This is a genomic window from Amycolatopsis sp. NPDC003861 (assembly GCF_053605405.1).
The window spans coordinates 1-14568 of the sequence record NZ_JBSGJD010000245.1 but is presented as its reverse complement, the minus strand read 5'-3'; the positions used below and the strand labels follow the sequence as shown (position 1 = coordinate 14568).

At 71.8% G+C, this 14568-nt stretch carries 15 protein-coding genes and 1 pseudogene; 8 read left to right on the top strand and 8 right to left on the bottom strand.

The window, feature by feature from the left end; all coding sequences use genetic code 11:
- The coding region (locus tag ACWEVN_RS39155; protein ID WP_452054646.1) for a dienelactone hydrolase family protein at positions 1–367 on the bottom strand (367 nt) is incomplete at its 3' end.
- A 35-nt stretch (positions 368–402) separates the two neighbouring features.
- Between ACWEVN_RS39155 and ACWEVN_RS39150 the strand changes: the two genes are divergently transcribed.
- Both ACWEVN_RS39150 and ACWEVN_RS39145 read left to right on the top strand, forming a co-directional pair.
- Positions 403–1194, top strand: coding sequence for a transglutaminase-like domain-containing protein (locus ACWEVN_RS39150; protein ID WP_452054645.1), 792 nt, complete (start codon positions 403–405; stop codon positions 1192–1194).
- 49 nt (positions 1195–1243) lie between these two features.
- Positions 1244–2263 carry a YhjD/YihY/BrkB family envelope integrity protein gene (locus tag ACWEVN_RS39145; RefSeq protein WP_452054644.1) on the top strand — a complete coding sequence of 340 codons (1020 nt, stop codon included), beginning with the start codon at positions 1244–1246 and terminating at the stop codon, positions 2261–2263.
- A gap of 86 nt (positions 2264–2349) precedes the next feature.
- Here ACWEVN_RS39145 and ACWEVN_RS39140 read toward each other — a convergent pair whose 3' ends face one another.
- The 4 genes from ACWEVN_RS39140 to ACWEVN_RS39125 all read right to left on the bottom strand — a co-directional run bounded on the left by ACWEVN_RS39140 (position 2350) and on the right by ACWEVN_RS39125 (position 6378).
- Entirely contained in the window at positions 2350–3513 is a 1164-nt protein-coding gene (locus tag ACWEVN_RS39140; protein ID WP_449683096.1) for a thiolase domain-containing protein, read from the bottom strand.
- Entirely contained in the window at positions 3510–4523 is a 1014-nt protein-coding gene (locus ACWEVN_RS39135) for a thiolase domain-containing protein (RefSeq protein WP_449683095.1), read from the bottom strand. Before ACWEVN_RS39135 ends, ACWEVN_RS39140 begins: the two co-directional genes overlap by 4 nt.
- A gap of 7 nt (positions 4524–4530) precedes the next feature.
- A complete protein-coding gene (locus ACWEVN_RS39130) occupies positions 4531–5508 on the bottom strand; it encodes a Zn-ribbon domain-containing OB-fold protein (protein WP_310974843.1) in 978 nt (325 codons plus the stop codon).
- 81 nt (positions 5509–5589) lie between these two features.
- A complete protein-coding gene (locus ACWEVN_RS39125) occupies positions 5590–6378 on the bottom strand; it encodes a crotonase/enoyl-CoA hydratase family protein (RefSeq protein WP_452054643.1) in 789 nt (262 codons plus the stop codon).
- 62 nt (positions 6379–6440) lie between these two features.
- Between ACWEVN_RS39125 and ACWEVN_RS39120 the strand changes: the two genes are divergently transcribed.
- Together ACWEVN_RS39120 and ACWEVN_RS39115 are read left to right on the top strand one after the other, a co-directional pair.
- The gene (locus ACWEVN_RS39120; protein WP_452054642.1) at positions 6441–8057 is read left to right on the top strand and encodes an acyl-CoA synthetase; all 1617 of its coding nucleotides are present in this window, start codon (positions 6441–6443) and stop codon (positions 8055–8057) included.
- 14 nt (positions 8058–8071) lie between these two features.
- A complete protein-coding gene (locus ACWEVN_RS39115; protein WP_452054641.1) occupies positions 8072–9172 on the top strand; it encodes an NAD(P)H-dependent flavin oxidoreductase in 1101 nt (366 codons plus the stop codon).
- 56 nt (positions 9173–9228) lie between these two features.
- On the opposite strand, the gene ACWEVN_RS39110 is transcribed toward ACWEVN_RS39115, so the two are convergent.
- Together ACWEVN_RS39110 and ACWEVN_RS39105 are read right to left on the bottom strand one after the other, a co-directional pair.
- Positions 9229–10035 (bottom strand): S1 family peptidase, encoded by an 807-nt coding sequence (locus tag ACWEVN_RS39110; RefSeq protein ID WP_452054640.1) that lies wholly within the window; start codon positions 10033–10035, stop codon positions 9229–9231.
- A 125-nt stretch (positions 10036–10160) separates the two neighbouring features.
- Positions 10161–11372, bottom strand: a complete 1212-nt coding sequence (locus ACWEVN_RS39105; RefSeq protein WP_452054639.1) for an APC family permease — start codon at positions 11370–11372, stop codon at positions 10161–10163.
- An 80-nt stretch (positions 11373–11452) separates the two neighbouring features.
- On the opposite strand from ACWEVN_RS39105, the gene ACWEVN_RS39100 reads away from it, so the two are divergent.
- The 4 genes from ACWEVN_RS39100 to ACWEVN_RS39085 all read left to right on the top strand — a co-directional run bounded on the left by ACWEVN_RS39100 (position 11453) and on the right by ACWEVN_RS39085 (position 14287).
- Entirely contained in the window at positions 11453–12235 is a 783-nt protein-coding gene (locus ACWEVN_RS39100; RefSeq protein ID WP_310974850.1) for a GntR family transcriptional regulator, read from the top strand.
- A 40-nt stretch (positions 12236–12275) separates the two neighbouring features.
- Complete coding sequence (locus ACWEVN_RS39095; RefSeq protein ID WP_452054638.1) at positions 12276–12782, top strand: hypothetical protein; 507 nt, start codon at positions 12276–12278, stop codon at positions 12780–12782.
- Between the two features lie 99 nt (positions 12783–12881).
- Positions 12882–13397, top strand: a complete 516-nt coding sequence (locus ACWEVN_RS39090) for a hypothetical protein (protein ID WP_452054637.1) — start codon at positions 12882–12884, stop codon at positions 13395–13397.
- Between the two features lie 203 nt (positions 13398–13600).
- Positions 13601–14287 (top strand): hypothetical protein, encoded by a 687-nt coding sequence (locus tag ACWEVN_RS39085; RefSeq protein ID WP_452054636.1) that lies wholly within the window; start codon positions 13601–13603, stop codon positions 14285–14287.
- Positions 14288–14339: 52 nt separating this feature from the next.
- Here the strand turns inward: ACWEVN_RS39085 and ACWEVN_RS39080 are convergent.
- Positions 14340–14468 (bottom strand): annotated as a pseudogene (locus tag ACWEVN_RS39080) (fumarate hydratase C-terminal domain-containing protein); the annotation flags it as partial.
- Positions 14469–14568: the final 100 nt, after the last annotated feature.

The following is a 14568-nucleotide window of genomic DNA, read 5'->3' as shown; positions in this document are numbered from 1 at the left end:
CGTGGACCTGCACCGGCAGGCCCACGCGCACCCCGCCCGGCAGCGCCCCCAACGCGTGCAGCAGCAGGACCGCCGCCGCGCCGGGCCGGTGCGGCAGCACGGTCTGGACCACGCCCGCTCCCATCGACACGCCCACGAGCACGGTCTCCGGCGGCAGCTCCCGCACGGCCTCGCGGGCACGCCCGGCGATCGTTTCCCAGCCGACCTCGTCCTTCACCGCGAAGCCCTCTTCGAGGGTCGAGGCCGTCCGCCCGGCGTAGAGGTCGGGAGTGGTGACCTGGTGGCCCGCCGCCCGCAACCGGTCGGCGAAGCCGAGCTCGACGGGGCGCAGTCCCAACACTGAGTGGAACACCACGATGTCGCTCACCCGGCGATTCTGCCAGGGGATGCCATGATGGGCGGATGGCCCCGCGAGCGACGGTGGACGTCGAGTTCGCCATCCGCGTCACCGAACCCGGGCCCGCGGCGATCTCGGTCTCCGCGGCGCACGCCGACACCGAAGAGCTCACCGTGTCCTGGCACGGGGAGAGCCGGCCCGTCGAGTTCGAGCACGGCACCCGGGCCGAGGTCTTCGACCTGCCCGCCGGCGAGCACCGCATCACCTACCACGCCGAACGCGTGCTGAGCGACCCCGAACCCGAGCCCGTCACGCTCGCCGACGTCGCCGTGTTCACCCGGCCGAGCCGGTACTGCCCGTCCGACCGCGTCGCCGGGCTCGTGCCGCCGGAACTCGGCAAGCTCGAGAACCCGCGCCGGCAGGTCGAAGCCGTCGTCCGGCACGTCCACGACCGACTGTCCTATGTGGTCGGTGCCAGCCGGCCCACCGACGACGCCGTCGACACCCTGCTGGCCGGCGAGGGTGTCTGCCGCGACTTCGCGCACGTCTGCATCACCCTGTGCCGGTTCCTCGACATCCCCGCGCGGTACGTCGGCGTCTACGCGCCCGGGCTCGCGCCGATGGACTTCCACGCCGTCTTCGAAGCCGCCGTCGACGGGCACTGGTACGTCTTCGACGCCACCCGGCTCGCGCCGCGGCAGACCATGCTGCGGATCTCCACCGGCCGCGACGCCGCCGACACGGCGTTCCTCGCCACGCTCGGCGGCGAACTCGACTTCCTCGGCAGCACGGTCTTCGCCACGACCGACGCCGCGCTGCCGGTCGACGACGGGTCCGGGCTGGTCGTTCTCGGCTGACCCGCGTGTTGCCTGCGCAAAGACGGCCCCGGCTGGGTAGACAGTCTTCGTGAAGAGTTCCCCGAAGGCGCCGAGCCCCTGGGCCCGGGCGCGCGCCCGGTACCGGTGGCTGGACCACATCGCCCGCGCGACCAACCGCTACATCGACGCCGGCGGCTACCACTACGTCGCCTCGATCACCTACTTCAGCCTGCTGTCGCTGGTGCCGCTGCTGATGGTCGCCTCGTCGGTCGCCGGGTTCGTGCTGGCCACCCAGCCGCACCTGCTCGACACGCTGGTGCACGCGATCGTGTCCACGCTGCCCGGCGGGCTCGGCGACAAGGCCACCGAACTGCTCACCGGCTTCGTCGAGCAGCGGACCAGCGTCGGCGTGGTCGGTCTCGCCATCGGCCTCTACTCCGGCTGGAACTGGATGAACGCGCTGCGGGACTCGCTGACGGCGCTGTGGGGGCAGAACCGGTCGGACCAGTCGCTGCTGCGGCTGATCCTCGTCGACCTGCTCGCGCTGCTCGGCCTGAGCGCGGCGCTGCTCGTGTCGTTCCTGCTGACCATCTCCGGCACCGCGCTCGGCAGCTACCTGCTCCGGCTGGCCGGGCTCGACGACACGAGCTGGGGGCACCAGCTCGTCTCGGCGTCCTCGGTGCCGCTGTCGCTGGCCGCCGACTGGCTGGTGTTCCTCTGGGTGCTCACCCGGCTGCCGCGGCAGAAGGTCGGCGTGCGCAGCGCGGTCCGCGGCGCGGTCGCGCTGGCCCTCGGGTTCGAGGCGCTGAAGCTGGCCGGCGGGTTCTACCTCCGGCTCATCGGCGACTCGCCGACCGGCATCGCGTTCGGCTCGATCATCGGTCTGATCTTCTTCATCTCGCTGGTGGCCCGCCTGCTGGTGTACGTCACGGCGTGGACGGCGACCGGCTCGGACGCGCCCCCGAAGCCGGTCCAGCCGCCGGCGCCGGTGGTGCTGAAGCCGGTGGTCGTGGTGGACCCGCCGATGGCCGTGCCCGCCACGGTCGGCGTGGTGACGGGCGTGCTCGGCACCCTGCTCGCCCTCCGCCTCCGCCGCTCCCGCCGCTAGCGCCCCAATGTGGCGTTCGGTGCGTTGGACGCACCCAATGTGGCGTTCGGTGCGTTGAGCGCAACCAACGCCACATTGGGGCGCTGTCAGGCGGGCTTTTCGGAACCGACCAGCCACATCGAGAAGTACTGGGAGCCGCCGCCGTAGGCGTGGCCGAGCGCGCGGCGGGCGCCGTCCACCTGGTAGTCCCCGGCCCGGCCCATGACCTGCTTCGCCGCTTCGGAGAACCGGAGCATGCCGGACGCGCCGATCGGGTTGGACGACAGCACGCCGCCCGACGGGTTGCACGGCAGGCGGCCGCCGATCGCCGTTTCGCCCTTCTCGGTGACCTTCCAGCCTTCGCCTTCGGGCGCGAAACCCAGGTTCTCCAGCCACATCGGCTCGAACCACGAGAACGGCACGTAGATCTCGGCGACGTCCACTTCGGACATCGGGTCGGTGATCCCCGCCTCGGCCCACAGCGCGGCCGCGGCCTCGCGCCCGGCCCGGGGGTTCACCTGGTCGCGGCCGGCGAACGTGGTCGGCTCGGTGCGCATCGCCGTCGCGTGCACCCAGGCGGCACCGCCGGGAACGGCGTCCCCGGCGGCCTCGTCGCCGAGCACCATCGCGCACGCGCCGTCGGACGAGGGGCACGTCTCGTCGTAGCGGATCGGGTCCCACAGCATCTGCGACGCCCGCACCGACTCGACGGTGATGTCCGGCTGCCGCAGGTGTGCGTACGGGTTGAGGGCGCCGTTGCGCCGGTCCTTCGCCGCGACGATCGCCCCGACGTGCTCGGGAGCCCCCGACCGGCGGATGTAGGACCGCACGTGCGGCGCGAAGTAGCCGCCCGCCCCGGCCCCGACCGGCATCTGGAACGGCGGCAGGATCGACAGGCCCCACATCGCGTTCGACTCGGACTGCTTCTCGTACGCCACCGTGAGCACGCGCCGGTGCACGCCCGACTGGATGAGCGACGCGGCCACCAGCGCCGTCGAGCCGCCCACCGACCCGGCGGTGTGCACGCGCAGCAAAGGTTTCCCGGTCGCGCCCAGCGAGTCGGCGAGGAACAGCTCGGGCATCATGACGCCCTCGAACAGGTCCGGCGCCTTGCCGAGCACGACGGCGTCGATGTCGGCCCACTCCACCTGGGCGTCGGTCATCGCGCGGTCGATCGCCTCGCGCAGCAGGCCCGGCATCGAGACGTCCTGCCGCTTGGCGCGGTGGTGCGTCTGGCCGGTGCCGAGCACGGCGGTGAGCTGCTTGGTCATCGGGCCTCCAGCACGGTCACCAGGTTCTGTTGCAGGGCCGGCCCGCTCGTCGCGTGCGCCACGGCCTTGCGGGATTCGCCGCGGTGGATCCGGACCGCCGCTTCGCCGATCCGGGCGAGCCCGGCGGAGAACATCGGGTTCGCGGCCAGCGCCCCGCCGGAGGGGTTGAGCTTCACGCCGTCGCCGAGCCCGAGCGCGGACCGCAGGATGAGCTCCTGGTGCGTGAAGGGCGCGTGCAGCTCGGCGAGGTCGACGCCGTCGAGGTCCAGCGCCCGCGCCGCCGCCTCGGTGGACGGTGAACGCGTCAGGTCGCGGGCACCGAGCACGGGGGAGTCGACGCGGTGCTCGATGCCGGCGATCACGGCCGGACGTTCGACGATGTCCCGGGCCCGTTCCACAGTGGACAGCACGATCACGGCGGCGCCGTCGGTGATCGGGGCGATGTCGTGCCTGCGCAACGGATCGGCGTAGTACGGCGTGTCGAGCAGTTCCGCCACGTCCTTGCCGGTCCCGCGCGCGGCGACCTCGGCCAGGTCCTTTTCGGACCAGAGCCCGGCCTCCAAGCCCAGCCGCGCCTGGATCCCGGCGATCGACACCGAATCCGGCCACAGCGGCGTGACGACGTACGGGTCGAGCTGCAGGGCGAGCACCCGGCGCAGCTGCCCGGCGCTGGACTTGCCGAAGCCGTAGACGAGCGCGGTCTCGACCTCGCCCATCTTGATCTTCAGCCAGGCCTCGTACAGCGCCCAGGCGGCGTCCATTTCGACGTGCGACTCGTGGATCGGCGGGAACGCGCCGATCGCGTCGACGGCGGCGATGAACGAGAACGCGCGGCCGGCCAGGTAGTCCGACGAGCCGGAGCACCAGAACCCGATGTCCTGTTTGGACAGACCGGTCTGCGCGAAGACCTCGGCGAAGATCGGGACGAGCATCTCGACACCGTTGGTGGTACCGGGCGTTTCGCGGACGTTCGGGGCCTTCGCGAAGCCCGCGATCGCGACGTCTGGCATCAGGACCTCACAGGTGGTGGGCGAAGGTTTCGTAAGCCGCGTCCGGCTCACCGGTCGGCTCGAAGTGGCTGATGTTCTCCAGCGACGTCCACCACTCGTCGCGCGGCTTCCACGCCGCGCGCACGCGCATGCCCATGCGGACGTCTTCGGCGGCGCAGCCGAGCACGAGGTGCAGGAAGGCGATGTCGGCCCCGTCGAGCAAGATGTACGCGGCGACGTACGGCGGCTTGAGCCGCTGGCCGAGGAACGGGACGTTGACGATGCAGAACGTGGTGACGATGCCGGTGTCGGGGAGTTCGACCTCTTCGGTGGTCGGCACGCCGTCGGTCGGGCAGGCCCCGCGCGGCGGGATGTAGACCTTGCCGCAGGCGGGGCAGCGCTGGCCGATCATCTTCCCCTCGGCGAGCCCGCGCAGGTAGGTGCTCTCCTCGGGCGAGGCCGAGTGCATGTACTTGAGGTGCACCGGCGTGATGACGACGCTGATCGGCGCGCCTTCTTCGCGCTCGGCCACCGGGGGAGCGGGCTCGGTGGGCGTGGTGTCCTCGGCATCGGCCGGCAGGAAGTAGGCGATGTCCCGGATGTGCCCGACGGTCTCCTCGGCCCAGCGCACGCGCACCCGCTGTCCACTGTGGATCTTGTCGGGCGAACCGGCGTCGACGGCGTGCAGCATCGGGGTGTCGGCGCCGTCGAGCTTGACGAGCGCCCAGGCGAACGGCCGGCTCAGCGGCTGCCCGTCGAGCGGCTCGGGGCACCACGACCAGGAGACGACGGTGCCCTCTTCGCCGACGGGGACGAACTCGCCGAGCTGTTCGGCGGTCACGGGGTCGTACTCGAGGGGCGGGACGTGCACCCGCCCGTCACTGCCCCGGATGCCTTCGATGCGGCGGTCGCGCAGCGCGGTGACGAACCGGCCGAGCACGGGCCCGGTGGAGCGCGTGTAGTCGAAGCCGACGTTCAGCGGTGCCGCAAGCGGTGTCTCGGTCACGTCCTTGAGTGAAACACGTTCTCGTTCTGCCGACAAGGTTCCTCCGCGGGCCGGTTCAATACAAGTGGAACGCGTTCTATGTCAGCGGCCGGTGAAGTCCGGCTTCCGCTTCTCCGAGAACGCCCGCGGCCCCTCCTTGGCGTCCTCGGAAGCGAACACCTCGATTCCGTACTGCGAGTCCAGCTTGAAGGCCTCTTCCTCGTGCAGCCCCTCGGTGTCGCGGATCGTCCGGAGGATGGCCCGCACGGCCAGCGGCCCGTTGGCGTTGACCAGCGCCGCCAGCTCCAGGGCCTTGGTCAGCGCGGAGCCGTCCGGCACCACGTGACCGATCAAGCCGATCGCCAGCGCCTCGGAAGCGGACAGATGACGTCCGGTCAGCAGGATGTCCGCCGCCACCGTGTACGGGATCTGCCGCGGCAGCCGCACCGCCGACCCGCCCATCGGGAACAGTCCCCAGCGCGCCTCCGACACCCCGAAGCGCGCCGACTCGCCCGCGACCCGGATGTCGGTGCCCTGGAGGATCTCGGTCCCGCCCGCGATCGCCGGCCCCTCGACCGCCGCGATCAGGGGTTTCGTCAGCCGTCGCCCCTTCAGGAGCCCGGGGATGCGCGCGGGGTCGAACTTGCCCGAAGCGAACGACTCCGACGGCGAGTTGCGGGACATCGACTTCAGGTCCGCGCCCGCGCAGAACGCGCCGCCCGCGCCGGTGAGGATGCAGCTGCGGATCGAGTCGTCCGCATCGACCCGGTCCCAGGCCTCGACCATGATCGCCATCATTTCGCCGGTGATCGCGTTGCGCGCTTCGGGCCGGTTCATCGTGACGACGAGGGTCTGGCCCTCCTGCGACACCAGCGCGTGCGGTTCACCCACGGAAGACCTCCTGAAGGAGCAGTGCCATTGCCCGGAACGATAACATGTTCTACTTTGAGGGCGTGGCACTCAACATCGCGGATCTTCTGGAGCACGCCGTCGACGCCGTGCCGGAGCGCGTCGCGGTCGTGTGCGGCGACCGGCAAGTCACCTTCGCCGAACTGGAGGCGCGGGCCAACCGGCTCGCCCACCACCTCGCCGCGCACGGCGTGGGACACGGGTCCCACATCGGGGTCTATTCCCGCAACTCGATCGAGGCCTTGGAGGCGATGATCGCGGCGTACAAGCTGCGCGCGATCGCCGTCAACGTCAACTACCGCTACGTGCACGGCGAACTCGTCTACCTCTTCAACGACGCCGAGATCGTGGCCCTGGTGCACGAACGCAGCTACGCCGACAAGGTCGCCGCGGTGCTGCCGGAGGCGCCGAAACTGAAACACGTTGTCGTGATCGACGACGGCAGCGGCGGCGACTACGAGAGCTACGGCGGCGTCGACTACGAAGCCGCCCTCGCCGCGCAGAGCCCCGAACGCGACTTCGGCGAGCGCAGCAACGACGACCTCTACATCCTCTACACCGGCGGCACCACGGGCTACCCGAAGGGCGTCCTCTGGCGGCAGGAGGACGTCTGGCGCGCGCTCGGCGGCGGGATCAACTTCGTCACCGGCGAGTACATCCCCGACGAGTGGACGCTCGCCGAGCAGGGCAAGGCCGGGAGCCTGACCCGGCTGCCCGCCGCGCCGCTGATCCACGGCGCCGCGCAGTGGGCCGCGTTCGGCGCGCTGTTCACCGGCAGCCCGGTGGTCTTCGTGCCGCGCTTCGACGCCCACGAGATCTGGAAGGCCGTGCAGGAGCACAAGGTCCAGGTCCTCACGATCGTCGGCGACGCGATGGCGCGCCCGCTCATCGAGGCCTTCCGCGAGGGCGACTACGACGCTTCCTCGATCGTCGCCGTGTCGAGCCACGCCGCGCTGTTCTCGCAGTCGGTGAAGCAGGAGTTCGTCGAACTGGTGCCGAACGCCGTGATCACCGACGCCATCGGCTCGTCGGAGAGCGGCTTCACCGGGATCGGCATGGTGGCCAAGGGGTCCGACCACAGCGCCGGCCCGCGGGTGACCTTCGGCCAGGACGCCATCCTGCTCGACGACGACGGCCACGTCGTCGAGAAGAAGCCCGGCGCGGTCGGGCTGATCGGCCGCCGCGGGCACGTCCCGCTCGGCTACTACGGCGACCCCGAGAAGAGCAAGAAGATCTTCGTCGAGGTCGACGGCGTCCGGTACGTCGTCCCGGGCGACTACGCCCGCTACGAGGAGGACGGCACCGTCACGCTGCTCGGCCGCGGCTCCCAGTGCGTCAACACCGGCGGCGAGAAGGTCTACCCCGAGGAGGTCGAAGGGGCGCTCAAGTCCCACCCGGACGTCTTCGACGCGCTCGTCATCGGCGTCCCGGACGAGCGGCTCGGCCAGCGCGTCGCCGCCGTCATCCAGCTCCGGGACGGCGCCGAAGGCGACCTCGCCGCGATCGAAGAGCACGCCCGCGGGCAGATCGCCGGCTACAAGGTGCCGCGCACGGTGTGGCTCACCGACGAGATCGGCCGCTCGCCCAGCGGCAAGCCGGACTACCCGTGGGCCCAGCGCTACGCCGCCGAGCACGAACCGGCCGCGGCCCAGCCCGTCTGAGGAGGACACCAGAAGTGCGGACACCCCTGTGCGACCGGCTCGGCATCGACCTGCCGATCATCGGGTTCACCCCGTCGGAGCACGTCGCCGCGGCGCTCAGCCGCGCCGGCGGGCTCGGCGTGCTCGGCTGCGTGCGGTTCAACGACGCCGCCGAGCTCGACCGGGTGCTCACCTGGATGGACGAGAACACCGGCGGGAAACCGTACGGCGTCGACATCGTCATGCCGGCGAAGGTGCCCGCCGAGGGCACGCAGGTCGATCTGGCGAAGCTCATCCCGGACGGCCACCGCGCGTTCGTCGACCGCGTCCTGAAGGAGCTTTCGGTGCCGCCCCTGCCGGACGACACCGACGAGCGCGCCGGGGTGCTCGGCTGGCTGCACTCGGTCGCCCGGTCGCACGTCGAGGTCGCGCTGAACCACCCGATCAAGCTGATCGCCAACGCGCTCGGCTCGCCGCCGGTGGACGTGATCGCCCAGTGCCACGACAAGGGCGTCCCGGTCGCGGCGCTCGCCGGGAAGGCCGAGCACGCGGTGCGGCACGTCGAAAACGGCGTCGACTTCGTGGTGGCGCAGGGTTACGAAGCCGGCGGGCACACCGGCGAAATCGCGTCCATGGTGCTGGTGCCGGAGATCGTCGACGCGGTCGACGTGCCGGTGCTCGCCGCGGGCGGGATCGGTTCCGGCCGCCAGATGGCCGCGGCGCTCGCGCTCGGCGCCTCCGGCGTCTGGATGGGCTCGATGTGGCTGGCCACCGAGGAGTACCTGCAGACGATGGCCGAGTCGGTGGCGATGCAGCAGGCGCTCGTCGCGGCGACGTCGTCGGACACCGTGCGGACGCGGATCTACACGGGCAAGCCGGCCCGGCTGCTCAAGACCCGCTGGACCGAGGCGTGGGCGGCGCCGGACGCGCCCGAGCCGTTGCCGATGCCGCTGCAGAACCTGCTGGTTTCCCCGGCCCACAACCGGATCCACGCGGCGAACGACCCGAGCGTGGTGTCCATGCCGGTCGGGCAGATCGTCGGCCGGATGAACCGGGTGCGGCCGGTCGCCGACGTCGTCGCGGACCTGGTGAACGGTTACGAGGAAGCGTTGTCCCGCTTGGACAAGACGCGCTGACCCACGAAGAAAGGGCCCCCGCCGCGGCGGGGGCCCTTCCTTTCGCGCGGAAGCGGTTACAGCGTGGCGGCGGCCGCGGCGATCTTCGACGCGAACGTGCTCACCTCGGTGTAGACGCCGGGGGCGTGCGCCCGGGCGCAGCCGTCACCCCAGGAGACGATGCCGACCTGGATCCACGCGCCGGCGTTGTCGCGGCGGAACATCGGGCCGCCGGAGTCGCCCTGGCAGGTGTCGACACCGCCGGAGGCGAGGTTGCCCGCGCAGATCTCGGCGCTCGGGATGAGGTCGGGGTAGCTGCCGCCCTGGGCGCGGCAGGTGGCGTCGTCGACGAACGGGACGGTCGCCTTGAGCAGGTACCGCTGCTGCGCGCCGCCTTCGCGGGCCGCGCCCCAGCCGGCCACGGTGAACGTGCCGGTGTTGTACGCGCTGGTGGTCGCGATCGGCATGGTGGACAGGCCGCTCACCGGGCTGGCCAGCTTGATCAGCGCCCAGTCACCGCCGGTCGAGGTGCCGTAGGTGGGGGACTGGTAGACGTAGGTCGAGCGGATCTTCTGCGCGCTGGTGCTCTGCAGGTCCACGACGCCGACGGTCGCCGTGATCGAGGTGTTGGCGCCGGTCCGGCTGACGCAGTGCGCCGCGGTCAGGACGATCTGCTTGGTGTAGAGCGCTCCGCCGCAGCCCATGGAAAGGCGGACCATGAACGGGAATTCGCCCTGGGCGGCCCGCGTCCCGCCGACGACGTTCGTGGACGGCGGCTGGGCGGCGGTGGCGATCGCCGGGGTGGCGAACGACGCGGCGGCGGCGACCGCGGCGAGGGCGGTGGTGGCGTTTCTGAGCAGGGTGAACCAGCGCTTGGGGGCCAAGGGGATCAGTCCTTCCAGTGTCCACAGTGGAAGCCATTGCCGAAAGCGGCCTCCCGACTACACCAGGTGCGCGCAGATCGGGACAACCGACTTTCTTCGGATCTTTCGGGCGGTTGGGTGATTTCTCACCGGCGGATCCGACGAACGCCGTAGGCCAGACCGCCCAGCAACAACGCGGCGCACCCGGCCAGCACCGACGGCAGGGGGAGGCTGAAGGCGAGCACCACGCACCCGGCCAGCCCGAGGACGGCTCGCGCCTTGCCCGGCAGCGTGAGCGCGGCCGCGTTGGCGATCGCGTAGTACGTCAGCACGGCGAAGGACGAGAAGCCGATCGCGGCGCGCAGGTCGATCGACGCGGCGAGGACGGCGACGACGAGCCCGACGGCGAGCTCCGCGCGGTGCGGCACCCGGTAGCGCGGGTGGACGGCGGCGAGGAACCGGGGGAGGTGGCCGTCGCGGCTCATCGCCAGCGTCGTGCGCGAGACGCCGAGGATGAGCGCGAGCAGCGAACCGAGGGCCGCGACGGCCGCGCCGGCCCGGACGACCGGGGCGAGCCACCCCGGGACGGCCGCGGCGACCGGGTCCGGGCTCGCGGCGAGCGCGGCCGGGCCGAGCCGGACGAGCAGCAGCACCGCCAGCGCGGCGTAGACGACGAGGGTGATGCCGAGGGCGAGCGGGATGGCCCGGGGGATGGTGCGGGCCGGGTCGCGGACCTCCTCGCCGAGCGTGGCGAGGCGCGCGTACCCGGCGAAGGCGAAGAAGAGCAGCCCGGCCGCTTCGAGCACGCCCCCGCCACCCGGCCAGGCGACGAGCGGGCCGCCGCTCGACGGCCCGGCGGCCATCGCCACGGCCGCGGCGGTGAGCACGAGCAGGGTGCACGAGACGATCACCCGGGTGGCGAGGGCCGACCGGTGCACGCCGAAGTAGTTCACGGCGGTGAGCGCGGCGACCACCGCGACGGCCAGGAGGCTCCGCCACGGCTGCCCGAGCCCCGGTGCGGCGTAGGCGACGACGGTCAGCGTCATCGCGGCACAGCTGGCCGTCTTCCCGGTGACGAATCCCCAGCCGGCCAGGTAGCCCCAGAATTCACCGAGCCTTTCCCGGCCGTAAACGTAGGTGCCGCCGGATTCCGGGTGAATCGCGGCCAATCGCGCCGAAGACGTCGCATTGCAGTAAGCGACGACGGCCGCGAGGACCAATGCGATGAGCAATCCGGACCCGGCCGCGCGCGCCGCCGGGGCGAACGCGGCGAACACGCCGGCCCCGATCATCGAGCCCAGGCCCAGGAAAACGGCGTCGGCCAGGCCGAGCCGCCGGTCGAGCGAAGTCGGGGGCATCCGGGTGATCCTCCAGCGGTCGGCCGTGTTGCGTGCCACAGCGAACCACGGCACACCGGAAACCGAATAGGGTCGATTCCGTGCCCGCCCCTTCGCGCCATTCCCGCCTGTCCGCCGACGGCCCCGTCCTCGACGGGATTCCCGAACACGGCCGTGTCCCGCGCTACTACGCGGTGAAGGTCGAACTGCTGGCGGTGATCGCGGAACTCGGCGAAGGCGCGGTGCTGCCCACGGAACGGGAATTGTGCGAACGGTTCGAAGTGTCGAGGGCGACCGTACGGCAAGCGGTCGCGGAGCTGGTGCTCGAGGGCAGGCTCAGCCGCCGCCAGGGCAGCGGCACCTACATCGCCGGCCCGAAGCTCGTCCAGCCGCTGGCCCTGGTGAGCTACACGGAGGGGCTGCGGCGCCAGGGCATCCGGCCGGGCCGCACGGTGATCACCCTGGAGCGGCGCCCGGCGGGCAGCGCGCTGGCCGCCGACCTGCAGGTGACATCGGACGCCGAAGTGTTCCACCTCGAGCGCGTCCTGCTGGCCGACGAGGAGCGCGTCGGGCTGGAGTCGACATATCTCCTCGCGGCGCGGTTCCCGGACCTGCTCGACGTGTTCGACCCGGAGCAGTCGCTGTACGCGTGCCTGACCGGCAAGCTCGGCGTCGTGTTCGACGGTGCGGAGGAGCGGGTCGAGACGGTGCTGGCCACCCCGCGCGAGGCGTTGCTGATCGGGACGAACCCGGCGCTGCCGATGCTGCTGACCCACCGTGTCTCGTGGGGCCCGGACGGCGTCCCGTTCGAGCGGGTCCGGTCCCTCTACCGCGGCGACCGGCTGAGCTTCACCACCCGGCTGGGCCGGGCGGCTCATCGGTGAACCGATGCAACCTCGCGGGGGTCCGCTCCGTCTGGCAGGTATGCGTACCACGGTGAAACTGCTGGGTGCGGGCCTGCTGCTGCTCACGGCGACGGCCTGTGCCGCGAACTCCGGCGCCGGCGCCCCGGCGGGCACCGGCTCGGCGCCCGAGACGCCCTCGACGTCGGTGAGCGTGCCCGGGACGGTGACACCCACGCTCGGCCCGCCGCCGTCCCAGACGGTCGGGCGGCCGACGCAGGGCATCGCCCCGGGTGACGACGTCGTCGCCGAGACGCAGGTCGACGCCCGCTCGCTGCCCGAGGGCTACCCGCGCAGCCTCACCCGCAGCCTCGACGGCCGGACCCTGATCCTGCAGGCCGAGGAGGGCGGCTGCCGCCGCATCTCGGCGCGCGTCGGCGAGCAGACCGCTCAGCAGGTGGTCGTGCTGGTCGCCGTGACGTCGGCGCCCAAGGGCCAGCTGTGCCCGGACTACATCAAGGAGATCAAGGTCCCCCTCACCCTCGCGGAGCCGCTGGGGACGCGCACGGTCGTCCTCCGCCAGGGCTGACCACCACGAACGCTGGGAGGGCCGCCCCGGGATGCCCGGGAGGCCCTCCCAGACCATTTCCGGTGCAACCCCGCTGCACCCCCGTTCCGTCTTGGGGGCATGAGGTACTCAGCGAAGGTGGCCGGGACAGGCGCGCTCCTGCTGATGGTGACGGCCTGCGCCGGCCAGAACATCCCCGCCAGTCCGCCCGCGGCACCCACCGGCAGCGTGTCGACGCCGGCGTCGCCGTCTGCGTCGCCGAGTGAATCGGTGCTGCCGGCCCCGCCCGAGCCCAACCCGCCCGGCAAGCCCCGGCTGACCGTGCCCGAAGGCAGCACCCCGGTGCCGGCCGGCCAGATCGACGCGACCGCGCTGCCGGCCGGGTTCCCGCGCGAGGTGTGGACGGCCAACGGCGGCACCGTGCTCAACATCCGCGCCCAGGAGGGCGGCTGCGGGCACGCGCTCGGCGAGGCGGGCGAACAGGCGGGCGACCACGTCGTCGTCACCCTGAGCGAGACGAAGGCGCAGACCAACCAGATGTGCACGATGGACATCCGGTACCCGGTCATCTCGGTCACCCTGGCCGCGCCGCTGGACCAGCGCAAGGTCGTGCTGAAGAGCACGTCGCCGAAGTAGCGGCTCCCACCCCGGCCCCCGGAGACCGTCTCCGGGGGCCGCGTGCTGTCCGCAGTGGACGATCGCCGCCCGGTGGTCCGGACCACGACCTGCGCGTGGTCCGCTCACCGTCGAAGTTGTCGAAAATTGTCGGGGCTTCCGCTGAACCGCCGCCGGGACCGGGCCGTGTCCGGATTGAGGTGGCGATCAGAGAGGAGGGGCCCATGCCCCGGTTGAGCAGTGGCCGGCACCGCAAGAAGGCGACCATCGGATTGGCCGCTTTGCTGGGTGTTTCCGGTATCACCGCGACCGCCATCGCGCTGAGCAGTCCCGCGGGCAACGCGGCCGAAGCGCCCAAGGAGAACTGCGGGGGACTCGACACCGCCCTGCAGAACAACCTGAACTTCATCGCGGGCCAGCAGGCGAACCCGGACGCGCAGTCGGCCGCGCGGATCGCCAACCGCCAGGCGGTGGTGGACCTGATCCAGCAGCGGCGGCAAGTTGCGGGCTGCACGGCGAACGTGGCGGCGAACAACGGCCAGGCCGGAGCGGGCAATGGCCAGGCGGCGCCGGGCAACTCCGGCAACGCGCCGGGCCAGGCCCAGGCGCCCGGGCAGCAGCAGAAGCCGGCGCAACCGGCCGCGGGCGACGGTGGCGCGGTCGGCCAGGTCGTGTGCCCCGGTTCGACCGTGACGCTCTCGGGCGAGGGCGGCGCACCGGCCGCGTCGAGCAACCAGTTCCCGGCCGGGACGAAGCTCAAGGTGACCAATTTGGACAATTCGAAGTCCACGACGGTCGAGGTGACGTCGGTGTCGGGCAGCTGCACGCTGCTCAACAACGCGGCCTTCGAACAGGTCCGGGAACCGGGGAAGTTCCTCATCCGGCGCGCGCGGATCGAGCGCGTCGGCTGAGCGCACGGAAAAGGGGACACCGGCGGCGGGCCGGTGTCCCCTTTCCCGCGTCCTAGCGGAAGCTGATCTGCAGCACCGGATCGCCGGTGCTGGCGAAGAAGTCGTTGCCCTTGTCGTCGATGACGATGAAGGCGGGGAAGTCCTCGACCTCGATCTTCCACACGGCTTCCATGCCGAGCTCGGCGATGCCGTCTCCGCGGTGACCGGCGCGATCCGGACCGCGCTGTCGGCGAACAGCTCGGCCATGATCCCGCCGGTGGACAGCACCACCAGCGGCCCGA